Origin of the sequence: Mucilaginibacter angelicae (assembly GCF_042434235.1) — a bacterium.
Classification (GTDB): Bacteria; Bacteroidota; Bacteroidia; order Sphingobacteriales; family Sphingobacteriaceae; genus Mucilaginibacter; species Mucilaginibacter angelicae.
Genome location: NZ_JBHLTS010000080.1, coordinates 339,680 through 361,134, shown reverse-complemented (window position 1 = coordinate 361,134; position 21,455 = coordinate 339,680). Strand labels below are relative to the sequence as shown.

Annotated in this window: 21 protein-coding genes; 12 read left to right on the top strand and 9 right to left on the bottom strand. The window is 43.5% G+C overall.

The window, feature by feature from the left end:
• Positions 1–536 precede the first annotated feature (536 nt).
• The 7 genes from ACFFGT_RS32900 to ACFFGT_RS32870 all read left to right on the top strand — a co-directional run bounded on the left by ACFFGT_RS32900 (position 537) and on the right by ACFFGT_RS32870 (position 7,136).
• Positions 537–1,844 carry an amidohydrolase gene (locus ACFFGT_RS32900; RefSeq protein WP_377026760.1) on the top strand — a complete coding sequence of 436 codons (1,308 nt, stop codon included), beginning with the start codon at positions 537–539 and terminating at the stop codon, positions 1,842–1,844.
• A gap of 2 nt (positions 1,845–1,846) precedes the next feature.
• Positions 1,847–2,437 carry a hypothetical protein gene (locus ACFFGT_RS32895; protein WP_377026759.1) on the top strand — a complete coding sequence of 197 codons (591 nt, stop codon included), beginning with the start codon at positions 1,847–1,849 and terminating at the stop codon, positions 2,435–2,437.
• A gap of 108 nt (positions 2,438–2,545) precedes the next feature.
• Complete coding sequence (locus ACFFGT_RS32890; RefSeq protein ID WP_377026758.1) at positions 2,546–3,052, top strand: Cif family virulence factor; 507 nt, start codon at positions 2,546–2,548, stop codon at positions 3,050–3,052.
• Between the two features lie 26 nt (positions 3,053–3,078).
• Positions 3,079–3,744, top strand: a complete 666-nt coding sequence (locus tag ACFFGT_RS32885; RefSeq protein ID WP_377026757.1) for a hypothetical protein — start codon at positions 3,079–3,081, stop codon at positions 3,742–3,744.
• A 78-nt stretch (positions 3,745–3,822) separates the two neighbouring features.
• Positions 3,823–4,836 (top strand): LLM class flavin-dependent oxidoreductase, encoded by a 1,014-nt coding sequence (locus ACFFGT_RS32880; protein WP_377026756.1) that lies wholly within the window; start codon positions 3,823–3,825, stop codon positions 4,834–4,836.
• Between the two features lie 155 nt (positions 4,837–4,991).
• Positions 4,992–5,726, top strand: coding sequence for an acyl-CoA desaturase (locus ACFFGT_RS32875; protein WP_377026755.1), 735 nt, complete (start codon positions 4,992–4,994; stop codon positions 5,724–5,726).
• A gap of 153 nt (positions 5,727–5,879) precedes the next feature.
• Positions 5,880–7,136 carry a pyridoxal phosphate-dependent aminotransferase gene (locus ACFFGT_RS32870; protein WP_377026754.1) on the top strand — a complete coding sequence of 419 codons (1,257 nt, stop codon included), beginning with the start codon at positions 5,880–5,882 and terminating at the stop codon, positions 7,134–7,136.
• 267 nt (positions 7,137–7,403) lie between these two features.
• Here ACFFGT_RS32870 and ACFFGT_RS32865 read toward each other — a convergent pair whose 3' ends face one another.
• From ACFFGT_RS32865 to ileS, 3 genes are read right to left on the bottom strand one after another with little or no spacing between them, the layout of a single operon-like run.
• Positions 7,404–8,009 (bottom strand): lipoprotein signal peptidase, encoded by a 606-nt coding sequence (locus ACFFGT_RS32865; protein ID WP_377026753.1) that lies wholly within the window; start codon positions 8,007–8,009, stop codon positions 7,404–7,406.
• Entirely contained in the window at positions 8,010–8,393 is a 384-nt protein-coding gene (locus tag ACFFGT_RS32860; protein ID WP_377026752.1) for a TraR/DksA family transcriptional regulator, read from the bottom strand.
• Positions 8,393–11,788 (bottom strand): isoleucine--tRNA ligase, encoded by a 3,396-nt coding sequence (ileS, locus tag ACFFGT_RS32855; RefSeq protein ID WP_377026751.1) that lies wholly within the window; start codon positions 11,786–11,788, stop codon positions 8,393–8,395. The genes ACFFGT_RS32860 and ileS overlap by 1 nt, the downstream gene beginning before the upstream one ends.
• A gap of 72 nt (positions 11,789–11,860) precedes the next feature.
• On the opposite strand from ileS, the gene ACFFGT_RS32850 reads away from it, so the two are divergent.
• The gene (locus ACFFGT_RS32850) at positions 11,861–12,055 is read left to right on the top strand and encodes a hypothetical protein (protein ID WP_377026750.1); all 195 of its coding nucleotides are present in this window, start codon (positions 11,861–11,863) and stop codon (positions 12,053–12,055) included.
• A gap of 957 nt (positions 12,056–13,012) precedes the next feature.
• Positions 13,013–14,485, top strand: a complete 1,473-nt coding sequence (locus tag ACFFGT_RS32845; RefSeq protein WP_377026749.1) for a ligand-binding sensor domain-containing protein — start codon at positions 13,013–13,015, stop codon at positions 14,483–14,485.
• Between the two features lie 38 nt (positions 14,486–14,523).
• Here the strand turns inward: ACFFGT_RS32845 and ACFFGT_RS32840 are convergent, their stop codons facing one another.
• Positions 14,524–15,822: a leucine-rich repeat-containing protein kinase family protein gene (locus ACFFGT_RS32840; protein WP_377026748.1), complete on the bottom strand. Its 1,299-nt coding sequence runs from the start codon at positions 15,820–15,822 to the stop codon at positions 14,524–14,526.
• Positions 15,823–15,959: 137 nt separating this feature from the next.
• On the opposite strand from ACFFGT_RS32840, the gene ACFFGT_RS32835 reads away from it, so the two are divergent.
• Positions 15,960–16,259, top strand: coding sequence for a hypothetical protein (locus ACFFGT_RS32835; protein ID WP_377026747.1), 300 nt, complete (start codon positions 15,960–15,962; stop codon positions 16,257–16,259).
• Between the two features lie 145 nt (positions 16,260–16,404).
• On the opposite strand, the gene ACFFGT_RS32830 is transcribed toward ACFFGT_RS32835, so the two are convergent.
• The 5 genes from ACFFGT_RS32830 to ACFFGT_RS32810 all read right to left on the bottom strand — a co-directional run bounded on the left by ACFFGT_RS32830 (position 16,405) and on the right by ACFFGT_RS32810 (position 20,640).
• On the bottom strand, positions 16,405–17,712 hold the full coding sequence (locus ACFFGT_RS32830) for a carbohydrate porin (RefSeq protein ID WP_377026746.1): 1,308 nt from the start codon (positions 17,710–17,712) through the stop codon (positions 16,405–16,407).
• A gap of 40 nt (positions 17,713–17,752) precedes the next feature.
• On the bottom strand, positions 17,753–18,400 hold the full coding sequence (locus tag ACFFGT_RS32825; protein ID WP_377026745.1) for an HD domain-containing protein: 648 nt from the start codon (positions 18,398–18,400) through the stop codon (positions 17,753–17,755).
• A gap of 53 nt (positions 18,401–18,453) precedes the next feature.
• Positions 18,454–18,693, bottom strand: a complete 240-nt coding sequence (locus ACFFGT_RS32820) for a helix-turn-helix domain-containing protein (RefSeq protein ID WP_377026744.1) — start codon at positions 18,691–18,693, stop codon at positions 18,454–18,456.
• A 273-nt stretch (positions 18,694–18,966) separates the two neighbouring features.
• Complete coding sequence (locus ACFFGT_RS32815) at positions 18,967–19,464, bottom strand: hypothetical protein (RefSeq protein WP_377026743.1); 498 nt, start codon at positions 19,462–19,464, stop codon at positions 18,967–18,969.
• Positions 19,465–20,640 carry a THUMP domain-containing class I SAM-dependent RNA methyltransferase gene (locus ACFFGT_RS32810; RefSeq protein ID WP_377026742.1) on the bottom strand — a complete coding sequence of 392 codons (1,176 nt, stop codon included), beginning with the start codon at positions 20,638–20,640 and terminating at the stop codon, positions 19,465–19,467.
• An 88-nt stretch (positions 20,641–20,728) separates the two neighbouring features.
• On the opposite strand from ACFFGT_RS32810, the gene ACFFGT_RS32805 reads away from it, so the two are divergent.
• Together ACFFGT_RS32805 and ACFFGT_RS32800 are read left to right on the top strand one after the other, a co-directional pair.
• Positions 20,729–21,097, top strand: a complete 369-nt coding sequence (locus ACFFGT_RS32805) for a DUF3127 domain-containing protein (protein ID WP_091208925.1) — start codon at positions 20,729–20,731, stop codon at positions 21,095–21,097.
• Between the two features lie 120 nt (positions 21,098–21,217).
• Positions 21,218–21,436: a GDCCVxC domain-containing (seleno)protein gene (locus ACFFGT_RS32800; RefSeq protein ID WP_377026741.1), complete on the top strand. Its 219-nt coding sequence runs from the start codon at positions 21,218–21,220 to the stop codon at positions 21,434–21,436.
• The last annotated feature ends 19 nt before the right edge of the window (positions 21,437–21,455 follow it).

The window sequence follows — 21,455 nt, the reverse complement described above, 5'->3', positions numbered from 1 at the left end:
GTATCATCCAGGCATCTACAAGCTTACCTGGATGAATTTACTTTCAAATACAATCATCGTGACAATCGATCTATTTTTGATTTGTTAATCAATAAAATTTCCGCTGTCTAATGATAGGCTATTACTCTCGAGAGGGGGCGCGGAGTGCTGAGCGATGGCAGGGGTGTGTTATGCGATTGATTCATCAAAGCAAAACACACCCTTCCGCCCCTCTCAAGAGTTATAGCCCATAAAAAGACAATAGAGGAGTTTAAAGTGTGGGGGCTGCGCGATTCCCTCCCTTGGGAGGGTGTAGGGAGGGGTTTCAGCGAGATGCCTTGTCGTTATAAAGGCGTATAAACCCCTCCCTGCCAACACGCAATCCTAACGCGCCCCTCCCAGGGGAGGGAATTGTCAATTCATGGGCTATTACTCTCTCAAGAGGGGAATTGCGCAGGCTCCCTGCTTTATTCTATGTTAGGCTATTTCAACTCCCCGCTTCAGCATCCCTCACATTTAAAGTATTCTACCTATATTACTGTCCCTAAGCAACCCGTATGAAAATAAGCCTTATTTTATCCTTATGTGTGTTTTCGCTGCAAGCCGTGGCTCAAAAAAACACTTTGCGTACACAAGTAAATAGCAAAGCCGATGCCTTGCAGCAGCAGGTAGTAACCTGGCGCCGCGATTTTCATGAACACCCTGAGCTGGGTAATCATGAGTTGCGTACTTCGGCCATTATTGCCAAACATTTGCAGTCCCTGGGTATTGAGGTAACAACTGGTATAGCTACTACGGGTGTGGTAGGGATTTTGAAAGGCGGGCATCCGGGCCCGGTGGTAGCACTGCGGGCGGATATGGACGGCCTGCCGGTTATTGAGCGTACGCCGGTACCCTTTGCATCCAAAGTAAAAACAACCTACAACGGCCAGGAAGTTGGTGTGATGCATGCCTGCGGGCATGATTCGCACATGGCCATACTGATGGCGGTTGCCCAGGTACTTTCGTCAATGAAGGCAGATTTGCACGGCACCGTAAAATTCATTTTTCAACCTGCCGAAGAAGGCGTTGAACCTGGACAAAAAGGCGGGGCCGAGGAAATGGTAAAAGAGGGCGTGCTGGAAAACCCCAAAGTTGATGTGGTTTTTGGCCTGCATATCAATTCGCAAACGGAAGTTGGTAAAATTACCTACCGGCCGGGCGGTACCATGGCCGGGGTTAATGATATGCAGATCATCGTAAAAGGCCGGTCGGCCCATGGGGCCTACCCATGGTCGAGCGTTGATCCTATTGTAACATCGGCCCAAATCATCAATAACCTGCAAACTATAGTGAGCCGTAATATCAACGTGACCGAAAACCCGGCGGTAGTTACCATTGGCGCTATAAAAGGAGGGAACCGTTCAAACATCATCCCCGAATCAGTTGAGATGCTGGGCACCCTCCGCTCCTTTACCCCCGCCGACGAAAAAATGCTGATTGCCCGGGTAACGGAAATAGCCACCAAAACTGCCGATGCGATGGGGGCTACAGCAACGGTGAAAATCCCTTACAGCAACCACTACCCGGTTACTTATAATGATCCCAAGCTTACCCAAAAAATGCTGCCAAGCCTGCAGCAAACTGCCGGTGCTGCTAATGTGTTATTTCGCCCGCCTGTAACCGGTGCCGAAGATTTTAGCTTTTACCAGGAAAAAGTACCGGGCTTGTTTATATTTTTGGGCGGGATGCCAAAGGGCGGCGATCCGCTGAAAGCGCCATCGCACCATACGCCCGATTTTTATATTGATGAAAGTGGTTTTAGCCTGGGCGTAAAAGCTTTGTGTAACCTGACCATCGATTACATGAATGCTAAAACAAAATAATAATGAAATACCTGTTTGGAATAGTTGTAGTGCTAAGTTTAGGATGTAAACAAAACGCAAAACGAGTTAGTAATAAACAAACAGACAGTGTAGTTTCTGCAAATAACGATACAACCTTAAGTTCTGAATACCTGGACTGGTATAAGGTAAAACTAAATGGTACGATAGATATGCTATCAAGCTTTAAAACCACATCCCTGATTTTAGGTAAACCTGATAGTATTGTAACCCCCAATTATGAAGATATAGCGGTATCTTATTTCAATGGAGAGAAATTTAAATATGTATACTACAAAGGGCTGCAATTTGAAGTGGTAAAAGACAGCCTGGTTTTTAGAGAAGCAGATTTCAGCAAGGATACGGCATTATATTTCACGAGTGATAAGATCAGGCTAAGCCGGCATACAAAGTTTGATGATCTTAAAAGGCTTTTTCCAAAAGCTGCGAGTCGTGTTCCTTCGGATGAAGGCAAACTTAAGTACATATTAATGGATGTTGATGTTGCCAAATTATCGATGGAAGATAAATGGATGTTTTGGTTTAGCTCTGACGGAAATGAGTTACTCAAGATAGAATACTTCATCCCCGATTGATACTTTTAATTAAAGCTGAAACAATAACGATCAAAAAGTATTTTTACACAGGCTTATTCGTATATTGAACGGCCTTAATAGGCTGCGAAGTCCGAAATTGTTAAGATCATGAAAAAGCATTTATTACCCCTTTTATGCCTGTGCATGTTTATGAGCAGTTTGCCTGTTATGGCAGCTTCGGCAAGAATAATATTACCTGCCGATACTGTAGCTAAATTAAAACCCGAAGTACGCCAGGTTGTGGAAACAGTAATAAAAGCTTCGGGTACTTTCAATATTGAAGTAGTATCTGACCTTTATGCCCCAAACGCGGTTGTAGCCGATGAACAGCCCCCTTTTTCATGGAACGGGCAGCTGGCCGGCGTGCAGTGGATCAATTCGGTACAAAAAGCGGTTAAAGATTTTAAAATCAGTAATTTTAAGGTCGACCTGCAGCGCATCAAAACCTTTCAGCAAACCGACGAGATAGTTTACCTTGTAGCCCCTGTTGAATATACCGGCCTTGTAAACGGTGAGCATTTTGAAGAACAGGGTGCTTTTTCATTTGTATTAAGGATAGTGAGCGGTAAATGGCTTATTAAAAGCCAGGCCTGGATCCCACGCAACGGCATGTAAACCTCCGCCAATATTATAACCTATTTATGGTACCTGAATTTATCACCTTTAAAAAATTTGACGATCCCGCTTTGGCGCAGGCATTAATTGATTTGCTTGAAGAAAATGGCATCGAATACCAAACCGAAGAGGGCGCATTTTCTTTCGACCCAACATTTGCCGCCAGCCCTGAATTATCTACCGAGTACAGGGTAAAGATCAGTCCCGATGATTTTACCCGCGCTACCCAACTGCTCAATGCCAGCGAGGCCGAGGACATTAAACATGCTGATAAAGATTATTACCTGTTTAGCTTTACCGATGCCGAACTGATGGAAATATTGGAGAAAGCCGATGAGTGGAGCTCATTTGATCATCAGCTTGCACGTAAACTGCTTGCCGACCGGGGAGTTGATATTAGCGATCAGAAACTGGCCGAGATTAATCAAAACAGGATAGATGAGCTTAAGAAACCTGAAAGTACCCGAAGCGAATGGGTGTTTATAGGTTATGTCCTTGCTGTTATAGGCGGTGTTCCGGGTATTTTTATCGGTTGGATGCTGGCATCATTTAAAAAAACGTTACCCACAGGCGAAAAGGTTTTTGTTTACCGTGAGGTCGACCGCAAGCATGGTAAAAATATCCTGTATATTTCAATAGTTATAATAGTGATTGCCGTTACTTACCGGGTGATAAGGGAGATGACTATGTAATAGTAATCCCAATGCCATAAATGCCCGGGCATAAACCCTGCCTGCAACCCGATGCTTATTTTTGTGTTCACAATATATATGAGCATAAACAAGATTAAGCTGAGCGTGCTCGACCAGTCGCCGATAAGAAAAGGCGCTACTGCCGAGCAGGCCATACAAGAAACCATACAACTGGCAAAATATACCGATACCCTGGGCTATACCCGCTTCTGGATTTCGGAACATCATAATATGGGCATCATAGCAGGTTCAACACCTGAAGTACTGCTGGCTCACCTGGCGGGTGAAACCAAAAATATGCGCATGGGCTCGGGCGGTATCATGATGCCAAACCACAGCACCCTTAAAGTGGCCGAAAACTTCCGGATGCTGGAAGCGTTATTCCCCGGCCGGATTGACCTGGGCATGGGCCGCGCGCCGGGTACCGACAGGATCACCGCGGCTGCCCTTAACCCATCAAACCAGTTCAGAGAGCAGGATTTTGTGGAGCAGCTGGCCGATCTGCAAAATTACTTTCATGACACCTACGAGCCGGGAACTATACAGGCACGCATCAGGGCCATCCCGCAGGTGAAAACTGTGCCCAACATGTGGCTGCTAAGCTCAAGCGGGCAAAGCGGTTTGTTTGCGGCGCATTTTGGTATGGGCTTTTCCTTTGCCCATTTCATTAACCCCAATGGGGGGCCCGAAAGTGTTAAAATGTACAAGGAGCGTTTTCAGCCATCGGATGACCTGCAACAACCCGAGGCCAATGTGGCGGTATTTATTTTCTGTTCTGAAGATCCCGAAAAGGTAAGGCAGCACCAGGCCGTAATGGAGCACCGCTTTTTACAGTTTGAAAAGGGAGGCCCCATTGTTCCGCTGAGTTATGATGATGTGAAGGATGTGGAGTATACTCCGGCCGAACAGGAACGCATCCGCTATAACCGTTACCGTGTAATTGCCGGCTCGCCAACGGAGTTAAAGCTGAAGTTAACCTGGCTTGCCAATGATTACGAAGTGGATGAGATCATGGCTGTTACCATTACCGAAAACTTTGAGGACAGGCTGGAATCATACCGCCTATTGGCCGAACAGTTTGAATTAATATAACCAAAATAAAATAACTTTTTTAAGTAAATGCCGTTTCTATACCAGGAGCGGCATTTTTGCTGGGACTGCTTTCATTATTTACATATTAAAAACTTTATAAGGCTTTAAATCGTATCTTTGGAAAGATTATAAATAAGTCTATTTTCTACAATTCAATGGTTATTATCATATTCTTCATAGCGCACTGGTTTCTGTCGCTATTCTTTCAAACGTTCTTCCTCCACAGGTACGCATCTCATAAAATGTTCACTACCAATAAATTTTACGAAGGAATGTTTTACCTGCTTACTTATATTTGCCAGGGCTCATCGTTTTTAAACCCGCGGGCTTATGCCATTATGCACCGTGAGCACCATGCTTATAGCGATACTGAGAAGGATCCGCATTCGCCTCACTTTTTTAGGGATGTTTTCCAGATGATGGTATACACCGCTAAGAGTTATAGATTGCATGTGAAAAAATTAAAAGAACCCGAAGAGCGTTTTAAAGGTAATATTCCTGAATGGCGCTTTGTTGATTTCATAGGATCATCAATTGTATCCCGTATTTCATTCGGTATTTTGTACGTTTTATTTTATGTGGAATTTGCCACTCAACCCTGGATGTACCTGCTGATCCCGATCCACTTTTTAATGGGCCCTATTCACGGCGCTATTGTTAACTGGTGCGGCCACAAATACGGTTATCAGAATTTTGATAACGGCGATAAATCAAAAAACACTACCCCATTTGATTTTTTAATGCTGGGCGAACTGTTCCAGAACAATCACCACAAGCACCCCAACAAAGCTAACTTCGGCGCCAAATGGTTTGAGATAGACCCGGTTTACCCCGTGATGAAACTCATGCACTGGATGCGGATAATTAAGCTGCGTAAAGCTTATTTGTAAGCCGAAAGCCACCTGAAGCTTAAGGCTAAAAGCAAAAAGCTAAAAGCAAGAAAATTATAAAGGCCTAAAGCCCGGAAGCTAAAAAGCTTTCGGCTTTAGGCCTTTCGCTTTCAGCTTTCTTCCTATCTTTGCCGCTCATAAATACATAAACCCATGAGTGTTTCTTTATTAGCTCAAAATTTGCATGGCTCGGAGATCATCAAGATAGCCGGCGAGATCAACGAATTAAAACGACAAGGCCAGAATATCGCCAACCTTACCATCGGCGATTTCGATTCCAATATTTATCCTATCCCTGCCCCATTAAAGGATAAGATCATTGATGCTTACAACCATAACCAAACCAACTACCCGGCTGCCGATGGCATGCTTGATTTGCGCCAGAGTGTAAGCGGCTTTTTGAAAAGAAGCCTGGGCCTTGAATACGCCCCTAACCAGATCCTGATTTCAGGCGGCTCACGCCCGCTGATTTATTCTATATTTTTAGCGGTAGTTAACCCCGGCGAAAAAGTAGTATTCCCGGCACCGTCATGGAATAATAACCATTATAGTGACCTGCTGAATGCCGATGCGGTGATCGTGCCAACGGTTCCTGAAAATAATTTTATGCCAACGGCAGATGATATCCGTCCGCATTTAAAAGGTGCCGCTTTACTGGCCCTGTGTTCGCCTTTGAACCCTACGGGTACTATGTTCAGCAAAAAGGACCTGGAAGAGATCTGCGACCTTGTTATAGCCGAAAATAAGACCCGTACAGCAGGCGAGAAGCCGCTGTATTTATTGTACGACCAGATCTACTCGCAATTGACTTTTGGCGAGCATAAACATTATGACCCGGTTACCCTGCGTCCCGAGTTAAAAGATTATACCATTTTTGTAGATGGCGGCTCGAAATGTTTTGCGGCTACCGGTGTACGTGTAGGCTGGGGTTTTGGCCCCGAACTGGTTATTGAGAACATGAAGGCTATTGTAGGTCACATGGGTGCATGGTCGCCAAAGCCTGAGCAGATGGCAATGGCCAAATTTTTAACCGATGAAGCAGACGTAAGCTCTTACCTTAATGATTTAAAAGGAAAGATCCAGGCCAGCCTTACCGCCCTGCACGAAGGTTTCCAGGAAATGAAAGCGAGTGGTTTAAATGTAGATTCTATTGAACCGATGGGCGCTATCTACCTAACCCTTAAAATTGATTACAGCGGCAAAACCACGCCCGATGGCAAAGTATTGAAAGATTCGGCAGATATTAACTTTTACCTGATCAAAGAAGCAGGAGCGGCATTTGTGCCATTTTCGGCCTTTGGTACCGGCGATGAAGTAAACTGGTTCCGTGCTTCGGTAGGTGCCACGCCACTTAATGAAATTGAAGCGTTGATACCAAGGGTAAAAGCGGCTTTGGAGAAGCTGAAATAGAACGATAATATTAATGAAGATTGTCATTTCGAACGAACTGGTAGGGTTTGAGCAGTAGCGTGAGGAGAAATCTTATACGCCCTGCATAGTTGCTTGCTTAGTGTATAAGATTTCTCTTTCGCCCCTACGCTCATTCCAGCCGCATGCTCTATCGAAATGACATTTTTTATAAAACTATTGGGTAGCAATAACCCCTGGTAATACCATTCTCAACCCATAAAAAAAGCCGCTCATCGCGGCTTTTTTTATATATCAGGTTTGTAAAATCTATTCCTCAACCATTTCGCTGTTGGGACTGGCGACTTCGGGTTTTTCGTGCTTGAAATAGCGTTTCTGGTATAGCAGTATCATAATTACGCCTACACAGATAGAAGCATCGGCCAGGTTAAATACTGGTCTGAAAAACTCAAAATACTGACCTCCCCAAAATGGGAACCACGAAGGGTAAGTACCACGCAGCAGCGGAAAGTAAAACATATCAATCACCTTACCGTGAAACAATGAAGCATAATTATACATCAACCCATAAAAGGTTGAATCAATGATATTGCCCATAGCCCCGGCTAAAATGAGCGCTACATTCATGATGAGCCCGCGGTGGAATTTGTGCTTAATTAAGTAAATAAGAGTGTAAATTATACCGCAAACCGCAACAATACGAAACAGCGTTAAAGCCAGCTTGCCCGCATCGCCACCCCACTCCATGCCAAATGCCATACCGTTGTTTTCGGTATAGTGCAGCATACCCCGGCTGCCCAGGAAACGAATTTCTTCCTGAAGCTGCATATGTTGGTGTACCCAGGTTTTAATAACCTGGTCGGCAAGGATGATAAAGGCAGCAGTTAAAAAAGGTTTGGTATAAGCAGCCTTCATTTATTGCTTTAATTTAGCTTCCATTGAAAGGGTGGTGTGTGGAACGGCACGTAAACGCTCTTTCGGGATCAGCTTGCCTGTTTCACGGCAAATACCGTAAGTTTTATTTTCAATACGTACAAGGGCGGCCTCAAGCTGCTCAATAAACTTTTTCTGACGGGCAGCCAACTGGTTTATCTGCTCTTTTTCAAGCGTGGCCGAACCATCTTCTAATGTTTTGTAAGTACCGGCGGTATCATCAGTGCCGTTGGCATTAGGCGAACTCAATGACGTAGCCAATGAGTTTAATTCCTCGCGGGCTATGCGCATTTTATCCAGGATAATCCCTTTAAATTCCTGCAGGTCAGCTTCAGAATATCTGGTTTTTTCTTGTTCTTGTTTCATTATACTTTACTAATAGCAATCAATAATTCTTGTTCATCAATTGTAGCAGGCTCGCCTTCTGTCGGGTTATCTGCAAACACAATGCTGTCGGCCAAAATTTCGGCGCAAATGTAGGATAAATTGTTCTCCACGGCCTCTCTGATCACCGGGATGTTACTCACGCGTACGTTTATCCTGTCAGTTACTTCAAATCCTTTGGTTTTGCGCATGTTCTGCACGCGGTTAATAAACTCGCGCGAGGTGCCTTCCTGTTTCAATTCGTTGGTTATGGTAACATCTAAAGCCACGGTTAGTTTTCCCAAATTTGCAACCTGCCATCCGGGAACATCTTCGGCTATGATCTCAACATCTGCAGCTAATACTTCGTATTTTCCATCAAGTACCGGGATAGTGCCGTTGGTTTCTAAAGCGGCTATATCATCCTGTGTAAAGTTTGTGATGGCTTCGGCTACAACCTTCATATCCTTACCTACCTTTTGGCCCAAGGCCTTAAAGTTTGGCTTTATCTTCTTTTTGATGAAACCTGCGGTATCGGTAATGTACTCAATATCCTTGATGTTGGTTTCAGACAAAATCAGGTCTTTAACCTGCTCAACATGTAATTTAAAGCTTTTATCTAATATTGGCAATAATATTTTGCTCAACGGCTGGCGCACATTAATATTCACCTTTTTACGCAACGAAAGCGTTAATGATGAAATATCCTGTGCCAGTTGCATGCGTTCTTCCAGCTCGGCATCAACAAGGGCGCCGTTATATTCCGGGAAGTAAGCCAGGTGTACCGATTCAAATTCTTCCTTGCCGGTAACAGCGTTCAAATCGCAATATAACTTATCGGCAAAAAACGGCGCTATCGGCGCCATCAGCTTGCTGATAGCGATTAAGCAGGTATATAACGTTTGGTAAGCCGAAAGCTTATCTTCGGTATTATCTGATTTCCAGAAGCGGCGGCGGCTTAAGCGGATAAACCAGTTACTGAAATGCACGTCTACAAATTCCTGGATAGCACGGGCGGCCTTGGTAGGCTCAAAATCGGCATAATAACCGTCAACCTCTTTGCTCAGGGTGTTTAACAGCGATATGATCCAGCGGTCAATCTCCGGGCGTTTGCTGATCTCGATCTCAGCCTCACTGTATTTGAACTTATCAATGTTGGCGTACAGCGTGAAGAACGAGTAGGTGTTGTACAGCGTACCGAAAAACTTACGCCTAACTTCGTCTATACCTTCTTCGTTAAATTTAAGGTTATCCCATGGCGATGCGTTACTGATCATATACCAGCGGGCTGCATCAGCGCCGTATTTTTCGATAGTCTCAAACGGATCAACAGCATTGCCGAGGCGTTTCGACATTTTGTTGCCGTTTTTATCAAGCACCAGGCCGTTTGATACCACGTTTTTAAACGCGATGCCTTTATTACCAACCTGCTCATTAACGGCTTTAACTTCGTCACTGGCTTCGCTCAGCATTACAGCTATAGCGTGCAGGGTGAAGAACCAGCCACGGGTTTGGTCAACGCCTTCGGCAATGAAATCGGCCGGGTAGGCGTTTTTAAATTGCTCCTGGTTTTCAAAAGGGAAATGCCATTGTGCGTAAGGCATAGCGCCCGAGTCAAACCAAACGTCAATCAGGTCAGGCTCACGCAGCATTTTGTTGCCGGTTGATGATACTAAAATAACGTCATCAACATAAGGGCGGTGCATATCCTCTAAAGCAAAACCTTCGGGCATAAAGCCTGCTTTGATTGATTTTGCGATTTCGGCATTCAGCTCAGCTATCGAACCGATGCAAATCTCTTCTGCACCGTTCTCCTCGCGCCAGATAGGCAGCGGGGTACCCCAGTAGCGTGAACGCGAAAGGTTCCAGTCAACCAAATTCTCCAGCCAGTTACCAAAGCGGCCTGTACCGGTCGATTCAGGTTTCCAGTTGATGGTTTTGTTCAACTCCACCATTTTATCCTTTACCGCGGTGGTACGGATAAACCAGCTATCGAGCGGATAATACAATATCGGCTCGTCGCTGCGCCATGAGTGCGGGTAGCTGTGCTCGTATTTTTTAACATCGAACGCACGGTTCTCTGTCTTTAATTTGATAGAGATGAGTACGTCGGTTGGTTTAAAACCTTCTTCGGCACGTTCGGCATCGGTATAATATTCTTCCTTAACGTAACGGCCTGCATAATCGGTAACCTCATCAACAAAACGGCCCTGTTTATTCACCAGCGGAACATCCTTGCCTGTTTCGTCCTTCACCATTACCGATGGCACGTTGTTTTCCTTACAGGCCCTGAAGTCGTCCGCACCAAAAACCGATGCGGTGTGTACTATACCGGTACCGTCTTCGGTGGTAACAAAATCGGCCGGGATCACGCGGAAAGCGTTTTGCTCCAGATCCTCATTGGTTACATATGGCATCAGCTGCTCATAGTGGATGCCCACTAACTGGCTGCCTTTTATATTAGTATGGGTAAATGAACAATGAATGCCATAATTACCTTTTGGAATATTGATTCTATCGTCACCAACAAATTCATATTTCTTAGGGTCAAATACTTTTGCTACCAAAGCTGATGCAAGCACTACAGTAATTGGCTCATTAGTATATTGATTCCAAGTTCGAATTGCTGTGTAAGTGATGTCTTCTCCAACCGCCAAGGCGCAATTTGAAGGCAAAGTCCATGGTGTCGTTGTCCATGCAAGAATAAAGACATCTGTATTTGTGTTCTCAAATAAGAATTCAGACGTTTTATCCCTTTTTACCTTAAACTGGGCGGTAATGGTAGTATCCTTCACCATTTTATAGGTGCCCGGCTGGTTAAGCTCATGCGAGCTGAGGCCTGTACCTGATTTTGGCGAATATGGCTGTACGGTATAACCCTTGTACAGCATATCTTTATTATGCAGTTGCTTCAGGATCCACCAAAGGCTTTCAATGTATTCGTTTTTGTAGGTGATATATGGATCGTTCAGATCAACCCAGTAACCCATTTTTTCGGTCAGGTCGTTCCAAACGTCGGTATAGCGCATTACCTCCTTGCGGCAGGCATCGTTATAATCTTTAACGCTTATTTTTTTGCCGATGTCATCTTTAGTAATGCCCAAAGCTTTTTCAACAGCCAGCTCAATAGGCAGGCCGTGGGTATCCCAGCCGCCTTTGCGTTTTACCTGGTACCCTTTAAGGGTTTTGTAACGGCAAAAAATGTCTTTAATAGAGCGCGCCATTACGTGGTGAATACCGGGCATACCGTTAGCGCTCGGCGGCCCTTCATAAAAAGTATAAGGGTTACCTGCCGGACGGCTGGTAATGCTTTTTTCGAAGATATTTTTCTGTTTCCAGAAGTCCAGTATCTCTTTGCCAGTTTGCGATAAGTTTAACTGCTTATATTCCTTGTACATCTATTATTTCACCTCGTTTTTAAGAGGTTGCAAAAATACAGAATTAAAAAATGATTTTTTTAATTTAGGCCGATGAAAAATAAAGTAAAACGCACCGTTTACCTTTTGTTAATAGGGATTATCCTGTTTTCGGCAGGGATGGCCATTCCAAGCGGCCCCAGCGAAAAATGGGACGACTATGCGCGTGGTGCCGGTGCCGGATTATTTATTGCCGGTTTCATAAGCCTGGTAACCTGGCTTATTGACGTGGTGAAAGAAAATAAGTAGTGTTGCTTTAGTCTTAAGTCGCCAGTCTTAAGTTCTAAGAAGCTGTTTAAAATTGAAGAATATCGTTTACAGGTGGATAAACTTCATTGCCGTTGGTTTTAACCAACGGAATAGTGAGTATTGATAAAGAGGGCTTCAGCCCAAATCCGCGTGCATAATTGGGCTGAAGCCAAGATTTTTCAGCTTTTTAACCGTTGGTTAAAACCAACGGCAATGAATATTTTCTGCCGTTGTTGGTGTTGTCACCATAGGTGTTCGGAAGCTTTTTTTAATTCCCTCTCTCGGGAGGGGTGCGGTTGAAATGTGTGTTGGCAGGGAGGGGTTTGTACGCTATTTCAAACGAATAGGCCTATTGGTGAACCCCTCCCTACACCCTCCCAGGGGAGGGAATCGCACAATCCCCCCGCTTTTTTATTTCTTCTGAACACTTATGGTGACAACACCAATCAACGGGCAAGTTGCATATGTGAAATAATATTTCTGAATTTCAGGCTTGCGGCTACGCATTTAAGCCTCAGGTTATAAGTAGGATACGTGGATACAATATCTTTAAATCCCCGATTTCTGCCTTGCGAATCGCACTGCAGACTTAAGCCTTTTTTATCGATCGTTTAAATACTAAAACTTTAGTTGATGCGTTATTGGATAAAGTAAAAAATAAAAGCCTCCTTGCACTCGCTGCTTGGAGGCTTTAAACCTAAACCTTATCACAAATCAAGGTGGTAACCTTGTATTGAAATAGCTGCAAATCTACTATAAGAATTATTAATATCAAAAAAAAACCGACGAATAGCGTGAATGAATCGACGGATTGGTAAAAATTATCATTTTTCGTTCAAATTTTTCTAAAAAATTAAAGATGCAGGCCTGCTCCATCCGGTGCGTAAGGGAGAATTATGTGTAAAAGCTTCAAAAATCCTGTATCATTGCAAAGGATTTTTAACCAAGCCTGTTACAATGAAAAGGATTTTTTTTACCTCTGTAGCCCTTTGCTTAGCATTTGGCCTGAAAGCTCAGAATATATTCCCCTATAAGCTTGATAATTGCATAACCAGTGTTTTTTGCCTGGATTGCGGAGATCAGAAAGCTAACGTAAAACAAGCTGAATTTACTGCATTGATTGATAGCCTCAATAAGGCAAATGATTACAGCCGGATGAAAGGCAGTATTGTGCTGCAGGTTTTGGTTGATTCGGCCGGGCACGGATGTGTATTAAGCCATACCGATAAATCCAATAATGCTGTTACACAAAATATTGTTAAATGCCTTAATGCTTTTAATGGCTGGATCCCGGCCCAAACCAAAGGCAAGCCCGAACGCCGGACATCGTTTAACTTATTAATGTCCATTAGCGGAGGTGTGTTGTCGGGTAAGGTTCAGCGTGTTGATATGGATGCTTTTAAGCAATCATTTGACAGGCCGGTTTCGCCCGAGATTTATAATAAAGGATATAAGTATAAAAATGAGCACCTTAAACAATATGAAATAACCGTTTGGGATTCAAAAAACTCAAACCTCCCTAATAATATGGATGATAACATCTCCATTGATAAAAATGGCGTGATTTGGTTAACTATTGATGAGGGCCTTGTAAAGTTTGATGGAAAAAGCTTTGCAAACGCTGAGCAGGACATAAGCCCCAAAGGAGATTACTTTAATTATTTTGCTATTGCTATCGATAACGAAAATACCAAATGGGTTTATGCCGGGAAAAATATTTATAGTTATGATGGTAATAAATGGACAGTTTATGATCCTAAAACGATAGGCATTGATGGTGCTTACAAAATTATTAACAATCCGGCCACAGGCGAGGTTTTCTTTTGTTCGGATGAGGGTTTAACCATTTTTAAAAATGGTAAATGGAGTAACCTTAATAAAAGCAAGGTTAAGGAATTGCCTTCAAACCGTGTAACATTTGCAAAGCGCGATTCAAAAAACAAGATCTGGATCGGTACTTTCAGCGGTTCGATTTTAATTGAAGCCGATGGAAAAGCCATAAGCTTTAATGACACGCAATCTGTGCTAAAGGGAAAATGTATTACATCTATGGATGAGGATGAAAACGGGAACGTTTATTTGGGCTTATATGAATATGACCGTAAGGATCCGTGTGGAATAAATAATGATGAGGGAATAGCGATATATAGCAGTAATAATGCAGTAAAGCAATTAACTACTTCAAACTCGGGCATGCCATTTAACCACGTTAGCGATGTGTTGTATGATAGGGTTGAAAAAGTGCTTTGGATAGCTACCGACCGGGCCGGGCTTGTTCGTTATGACCTGAAGGATGGCTGGGAAAATTATCATAACGATAACTCTGCTATACCAACTTCTTATATTTCAAAAATGACTTTTGATAATAATGGCGTATTATACCTTGCTACAAGGCAGGGACTTGTGCGGGTAGCAAGGAAATCAAAATAGTCCTGATATGAGTTGCCGGCCACAGGGGATTGAATTGCTTAAAACTTCGATATGGTATTATTCAGATATTGAAAGTCGGGCCGTGAGGTGATATTGCCGCTCATGCACAGATCCCGTAATGCTGCAAGCTTTTCGATGCCGGGATGTTCGGCTTCATTGCACAAGCTGATAAGATCATCAAGCAGGCAGCCATATGCCCTTACTTCTAATAATTCGAGCTTTTTAGCAGTTTCTATATCCGACAGATTATAAAAACAGGCAGCCCCAAAATCGCTGAACAGCGTATTGGCGTCATCATCAACCAAAATATTATGGGCATAAAGATCGCTGTGCATAATGCCTTTGCTATGCAGGTGCTCTGCCACGGATGCAATGGTAGTCGCAATTTTTAATACCTGTACAGGTGTAAGGCCCATCCCTGGTTTAAAAACATCCCGCGTGCAGCTCACCAGGCTGGGCGGCTGGCCCAGGTTGTAAAAGCTTTTTGGTATGAGTTTCATTACCAGGCCTTTTTTATTTTCGGGATGATTGGTGATCTGGCCTATTAATTCTACAAGGCCGTCATGGTTGCCCGCGGTGATGCAGGCGTTCATTTCATCTTCGGGCAGGCCATCGCTGGTAACTGCACCTTTGAAAATTTTAATGGCAACTTCGCTGGTTTCATTGGCATGCCGCCAGGTAGCTTTGGAGATAACGCCCGATGCGCCTTCACCAAGCAGCTGATTAGTTTCCAGCTCCCGGCTGTCAATTGGTGTAAGTGCCTGTACATTTGGTTTATAACTGAACGGGTTGCCTGAAAAGGCCAGCCAGGATAGTTTTGGCATGGACAGTAGCCATTCAGGAAATTCATTTAGTTGATTGGCGGAGATCCGCAGCAGTTCCAGATTGCGGCAATTGCTAAGCGAAGCCGGTAACTCTGTAAGCCTGTTGCCTGCAAGCATCAATTTTTGCATCCTGCTGCAATTACCTGTTTCGGCAGGTAATCCGGTAACCCTGTTATTGGTAAGGATAAGCCAGCGAAGATTTGAATTAATTGAGCCCGGTGGTACGGTTTCTACCTGGTTTGATTTAAACCCTGCAATATCCAGCAGCGGGCAATCGGCCAATACTTCAGGCAAAACCGTAAACTGATTTTCTGAGCAGAAAAAAGTTTTTAGTTTTTGCAGCCGGCCAAAATCTGCCGGTAGCGCGCTCAGGTTATTGAATGACAGGTCGAGATATTCCAGTGTATCTGCCAGCTCAAAAATTTCAACCGGGAAATGGGAAAGCTGTTCGGATAGCTTAAGTGATATGGCCCCTTTTAATTCTCCGCTTTGTAACTGCTTTAATGTTTGCATAGACTGAAAGCAAAGGAACAAAAAAAGCCTAACATTTATGCCGGGCTTCGTATAGGTGGCTATGGCTACCGGGGGGAATATTCAAGATCCGGTTCCTGGCACGAGTAACAAATAGGATAGGTTTTGGATGTTTATTTATGGATGATAATATCCCTGTTAATTTGTCGTTTGTTGCGAAAGCCCATACGTTTATGCATAAAAAAGCGCGGTTAGCACATATCCGGTATAATACGAATAGTAACGGCCAAAACCAATGCTGGCGTCTTGTTCTTGATGGAGAAGAGGTCCTGGTAGAGTCTGTTCAGATTGAGGCACCGGTATTCACCTCAAGGGATTGGATTGAACCCATTGGTCAGTTTAAGCACCATATATCGGTAAAGGATTGCGATGTTGTTGTAAGCGAAGCAGGCGTTGCCCTGATCACACCAATTACTTAGCCGGGATGAATTTGTAAAATAACCTTTTGGTATTTATTGGAGGGGCTGCTTTTGGACAGCCCCTTTTGTAATTGATATATAATAGGGTATAGTTATCAGGCATATTCAATTATAATATTTGAATATGCCACTGGCAATCCCGCCTTTAAAACTCTACGTGTGCCCTTAACGAAAACACATTTACCGGGCCTCTGTCCTTATTATAGGCAGGGTTCAGTAAAAACTGGTAACCGGGCGTAATCCAGAATTTCTTTTGATAAGCGTTTATTTTATAATCAAGCTCGGCAATAAATTCGGTACCGTAATTAAGCTTGCCATCGCCGATGATAAAACCATAGCCGCCGGCTGCAAGATAGTCGCGATGAGCGTTTGAGATGCCGTTAGCCACAAAAGCCAGGCCCAGCTCATCGTCACCACGGTTCCATGAAGTGCCTTTAAGTACACCTCCAAAGCTCAGTGAGCGGTCAATCTCAGTAAAATACCATGTTTGGGTTTTACCATCGTTGTAACTTACCTTGGCAAATACACCAAAATCTTTGGTTAAATACTGGTCGGCACTAATACCGAAACCGTATTTATGCCTGCCATAAGCCTGGGTGGTATCAACATTTGGCGCAACGGGGCTTTGTGCAAGCGCCAGGCGGTAATCGCCCATTTTGCCATTGTTCCGGAAGCCCAGGATCCTGAACGTGCCTTTTTGGCCGTTAAGGGTATAGCGCTTTTCATATTCTAAAGTCTGGGTATTTGCTTTACCTACCTTCTGATCCCAGATGGCGCCGTTAGCAGTAGTGGTCGACATGGTGAAGGCAAAGCGCAATGTCCAGTTAGGCTGGCCCAGTTCGGTATGGACGCCTAAAACATAGCCACGGGTATTGGCCGGATAGTCCCATGCACCGTTATCCATTAAGCTCCAGTTCATGAACTGCGTACGCGGATCATGGCTAAATTCATTGCCGTCATAAAAATCGGCCATGCCAAACTTACCCACGGTAACCGAAAAGTAGCGTTTACTTTTTAGACCTGCCAGCTGGTTGGCATCGTCGCTTATGGTATCCTTTTCTTTTCCCCATTCAAAGTTTTGGGTAAAATACAAACGGGCTATATAAATCTTGGGTTCAGCGCCGCCAACACGAAAAGTTTCGCCATTAGGGAAACCGGCTGCACCTAACGTTTTGCTCAGGCCCGAACCGCCCGAAAGTTCAGGATTAAAATAAGCTTCGGCACCTTTCCAGAGCCTTGCACCGCCAAAAAGCGTAGTAGTGATAGAGCTTTGTGTTTCCTCACCTGTAAGCAAACTGTTATCGCCTGTATAATCGGCATGAAACGATGGTTTGTATTGAGTAATTACCGTTTGCTGGAAATGAAAATTAAATCGCTGGCGTTTAACCGTATCCTGCCCAAAAACAATGGCAGCAAGTAAAACAGGTATTATGGTAAGTATAAATTTCTTCATGGGCTGTCAATTTTGGCGCAAAAGTAAACTTTCCGCGTAACTATGAGCCACATTCCTCAAAAAACTGCTTCAAATAATCTTCCATAAAAGCATGTCTTTGAGCGGCAAGCACCTTCCCGGTAGGGGTGTTCATCTTATCCTTAAGTAACAGCAGTTTTTCGTAAAAGTGATTAATGGTTGGGGCCGAAGAGTGTTTATACTCCTCTTTGCTCATGTTAAGATTAGGCTTAATCCCGGGATTATATAGCTCCCTCCCTTTAAAGCCGCCATAGGTAAAGGCGCGGGCAATACCAATGGCCCCAATGGCGTCAAGCCTGTCGGCATCCTGCACTACTTCCAGCTCGGGCGAGTGAAAGACTTTTTCATCAAAACTGGCCTTGAACGACATATGCCTGATGATCTGCTGCACATGTTCAATAACAGCGGCATCAACATTCATACTTTGCAGGTAATTGCCTGCCGTACGCGGGCCAATCTCTTCATCGCCGTTATGAAACTTGCTATCGGCAATATCATGCAGCAAAGCAGCAAGTTCAACTACAAGCTGATCGGTTTTCTCTGTTTGGTTAATGAGTTTTGCGTTTGTCCAAACGCGGTGAATATGCCACCAGTCATGGCCGCCTTCGGCATTTTTGAGGGTATCGCGCACAAAATCAACTGTAGCGCCAATGAGTTTATTATGTTCCATCTTTTGCAAAGATACTAAGCAAAAGATGGAACAACAGGATTGTGTATAAAACGTTATGCCGCGGCTATTTTATCTGTATTTATAATTTCGGCAACTTCAACTTCTAAAATAGAAGCAATCTGAAAAAGCCTTTCAACGGTTATTTTTGTATAACCTAACTCTATTTTGCTATACGCATTTTGCGATATACCCAACTTGGCCGCAAGGTACTCCTGGGTATAATTAAGCCCTTCCCTGGTATGCCTGATGTTAGCGGCGATGGCCTTGATCTTGAAATTTAGCATATCTTTCATCCATTTACATATTGATTCAATTATAACTAACGAGAATAATTAGTGCTTGGATTTCAGATTTTTTAATTTTTTTTTGTGAGCCACCATCAAAGAGGGCGATTCTTTATGATTTTTTAATTAAAAATTAACAACAGCACACAATGTCAAGTATAAACATACAGGTTTTAAACAGTCGCGTTAATTAATAGTAAAGAGTAATTTTTTCTATTTTTTTTATAAAAAAAGCGACAAACCGCAAGATCTGTCGCTTCCAAATGCTTTTTACTTTTAAAACTACTCGCTCAAATCGTAGCTAACCGTCACTGTAGGCAATAAAGTTGCCGTTTCAAGCGGTACCTGGTTATAAGATATAATAGGCCTGCGCTTGCTGTAATAATCAAATGCGGCTTTCATGGTTGCATTACTGGTATTGGCCGGAGCGTTAAAGCTGATAGAAAAGGGCAAAATAAAATCATGCAGCTTTTCATGATCGGGAATGATCCATTTATGATTCGATTTTTTGAGCGCATCAATGATAGGCACTACCAGTATGGCATCATCGGCATAGTAAACAATGATCTTTTTAATGGCACCTTTATCATCAGCAGTAAATTTAAACACTGCTGTGCCGGTTGCTTTCTTTTTAATGATCTCGGGCGATACAACAAGACTGTCTTTAAAAAAGCGCGACATGATAGGGCTGCCGCCCTGAAACGGGAATGCTAATTGTGTTTGCGCCTTAACCAGTACTGATGATAAAACAAGTGTTATAAATAACAGGATCTTTTTCATTTAATTTTCTTCTTTCGGTTCACGTTTGCTGCCTTCGTACAGTTCATACTCAAACAGGCGGCAATCAAGCTTACCATTATAAAATTCAATTTTGCGGGCGGCCTTTAAGCCTATCTTTTTGGCCAGATCAGGATTGCCCGTAAAAACATAACCATTATACCCAAGGCATTTCTTTTTCAGGAAATCGCCTACACGTTTATAGGTGATCTCCAGTTTGGTATGTACACCCAAACGCTCGCCGTATTCAGGGTTAAACATAACTACGCCTGCTTCGGCGGGTACCTCGGTATCTTCAAAGTCACAAACGGCAAAATCAATCAAATGTTCTACACCGGCGGTTCTGGCGTTTTTGCGGGCTATATCAACCGCATCTTCAGAAATATCGGTAGCAATGATCTTAAAGCCGGTTTCTTTTTTTGCTTTATCCTTTAAATTGCGGCGTTCGGCAAAAAATACGGTTTCATCATAACCCAATATGTGCATAAAGCCATAATTCATCCTGAACAAACCCGGAGCCTTGTCTGTAGCCAGCAACGCAGCTTCAATAGCCAGCGTACCCGAACCGCACATGGGGTTAATGAACGTGCTTTTCATATCCCATTTGGTAGCCATGATGGTTGATGCCGCCAGTGCCTCCAGCATAGGCGCTTTACCGGGTATTTTACGATAGCTGTGCTTGGCCAGTGTTTCGCCGGATGTATCCAGGAAAATTTCGGCGCGGTCATCCTGCCAGTACAGGTGCACCAGGGTTTTATTAACCTCGGGCCCCGAGTCAGGCCTGATCCCTTTAATGGATTTAATCCTGTCGGCAATGGCATCTTTTACTTTTACGTTGGCAAACAGCGGGGTAAGGATGTGTTCGTTATTCACGTTTGATGATACCGAAAAATAACCGGTAAAATCAATCAGCTTTTCCCATTCAATGGTTACCAGCTCATCGTAAAGCTCTTTTGGGTCGCTGGCAGTAAAAGTTTTTAACGAATACAGGATCTGGCTTGCGCAACGCAGGTTCAAATTAAGCGGAATGGTATCTGCAACGGTGCCCTTTAGCTCAACCCCTGTGGGGAAAACACGGACAGGCTCAAAGCCTAAAGCCTCAACTTCCTTTTGCAGGTAAGTTGAAAGCCTTTTGTTACATGTAATTATGATTTTACTTTCGGTGTGGAAAACTTGCATATTAATTCGGTAAAATTAAGAATTAAAAAGCCCCTATTTTAATTTCTTAACTATTAACTTTACATTTTAAATTATTTGAAGACTAATTATGGAAGTTAAAGGTAAGGTACATGAAGTATCGGCTACCCAGCAAGTAACCGATTCACTTAAAAAACGCGAACTTATACTTGAATATATTGAGAACCCTCAATACCCTGAATATTTAAAGTTTGAAGCTATACAGGATCGTTGCAATTTATTGGATAACGTTAAAGTTGGTGATGATGTAGAGGTTTCTTTTAACCTTAAAGGTCGCCCGTGGACAGACAAAATGGGTAAAAAAAGTTATTTTAACTCGTTACAGCTATGGAGGGTTACTCCGCTGGCTGCCGCTAATAACGCATCTGCTGCTCCGCAATATGCAGCTCCGTCGGCCGATATCAGCTCATCAGCCGATGATGACGATCTGCCATTCTAAAACAGAAAAGCGCAAGCAAGATATTTCAAAAGGCCCTTCATCAGGGCCTTTTGTTGTTTGTAAGATTTTAAATTACAATATTGATGCAGCATCATCTGTAATAAGACAGATCAAAATAATATGGCAACAACTCAAATTCAAACGCAATCCTTGCTCACATGCCCTTTTTGCGGACATCAAAAGAAAGAAACGATGCCCGCTAATGCCTGCCAGTATTTTTACGTATGTGAAGGTTGCCAAACTATACTCAAGCCGCTTGCGGGGGATTGCTGCGTGTATTGCAGTTATGGAACGGTAAAATGTCCGCCGGTACAGGCGGGCACTTCCTGCTGCCGATAAACCGGTCATACTTCCCTGA

Coding starts and splice junctions, on each gene's coding strand:
- ACFFGT_RS32900 (WP_377026760.1), top strand. CDS start 537: ATGAAAATAAGCCTTATTTTATCCTTATGTGTGTTTTCGCTGCAAGCC.
- ACFFGT_RS32895 (WP_377026759.1), top strand. CDS start 1,847: ATGAAATACCTGTTTGGAATAGTTGTAGTGCTAAGTTTAGGATGTAAA.
- ACFFGT_RS32890 (WP_377026758.1), top strand. CDS start 2,546: ATGAAAAAGCATTTATTACCCCTTTTATGCCTGTGCATGTTTATGAGC.
- ACFFGT_RS32885 (WP_377026757.1), top strand. CDS start 3,079: ATGGTACCTGAATTTATCACCTTTAAAAAATTTGACGATCCCGCTTTG.
- ACFFGT_RS32880 (WP_377026756.1), top strand. CDS start 3,823: ATGAGCATAAACAAGATTAAGCTGAGCGTGCTCGACCAGTCGCCGATA.
- ACFFGT_RS32875 (WP_377026755.1), top strand. CDS start 4,992: ATGGTTATTATCATATTCTTCATAGCGCACTGGTTTCTGTCGCTATTC.
- ACFFGT_RS32870 (WP_377026754.1), top strand. CDS start 5,880: ATGAGTGTTTCTTTATTAGCTCAAAATTTGCATGGCTCGGAGATCATC.
- ACFFGT_RS32865 (WP_377026753.1), bottom strand. CDS start 8,009: ATGAAGGCTGCTTATACCAAACCTTTTTTAACTGCTGCCTTTATCATC.
- ACFFGT_RS32860 (WP_377026752.1), bottom strand. CDS start 8,393: ATGAAACAAGAACAAGAAAAAACCAGATATTCTGAAGCTGACCTGCAG.
- ileS (WP_377026751.1), bottom strand. CDS start 11,788: ATGTACAAGGAATATAAGCAGTTAAACTTATCGCAAACTGGCAAAGAG.
- ACFFGT_RS32850 (WP_377026750.1), top strand. CDS start 11,861: ATGAAAAATAAAGTAAAACGCACCGTTTACCTTTTGTTAATAGGGATT.
- ACFFGT_RS32845 (WP_377026749.1), top strand. CDS start 13,013: ATGAAAAGGATTTTTTTTACCTCTGTAGCCCTTTGCTTAGCATTTGGC.
- ACFFGT_RS32840 (WP_377026748.1), bottom strand. CDS start 15,822: ATGCAAACATTAAAGCAGTTACAAAGCGGAGAATTAAAAGGGGCCATA.
- ACFFGT_RS32835 (WP_377026747.1), top strand. CDS start 15,960: ATGGATGATAATATCCCTGTTAATTTGTCGTTTGTTGCGAAAGCCCAT.
- ACFFGT_RS32830 (WP_377026746.1), bottom strand. CDS start 17,712: ATGAAGAAATTTATACTTACCATAATACCTGTTTTACTTGCTGCCATT.
- ACFFGT_RS32825 (WP_377026745.1), bottom strand. CDS start 18,400: ATGGAACATAATAAACTCATTGGCGCTACAGTTGATTTTGTGCGCGAT.
- ACFFGT_RS32820 (WP_377026744.1), bottom strand. CDS start 18,693: ATGAAAGATATGCTAAATTTCAAGATCAAGGCCATCGCCGCTAACATC.
- ACFFGT_RS32815 (WP_377026743.1), bottom strand. CDS start 19,464: ATGAAAAAGATCCTGTTATTTATAACACTTGTTTTATCATCAGTACTG.
- ACFFGT_RS32810 (WP_377026742.1), bottom strand. CDS start 20,640: ATGCAAGTTTTCCACACCGAAAGTAAAATCATAATTACATGTAACAAA.
- ACFFGT_RS32805 (WP_091208925.1), top strand. CDS start 20,729: ATGGAAGTTAAAGGTAAGGTACATGAAGTATCGGCTACCCAGCAAGTA.
- ACFFGT_RS32800 (WP_377026741.1), top strand. CDS start 21,218: ATGGCAACAACTCAAATTCAAACGCAATCCTTGCTCACATGCCCTTTT.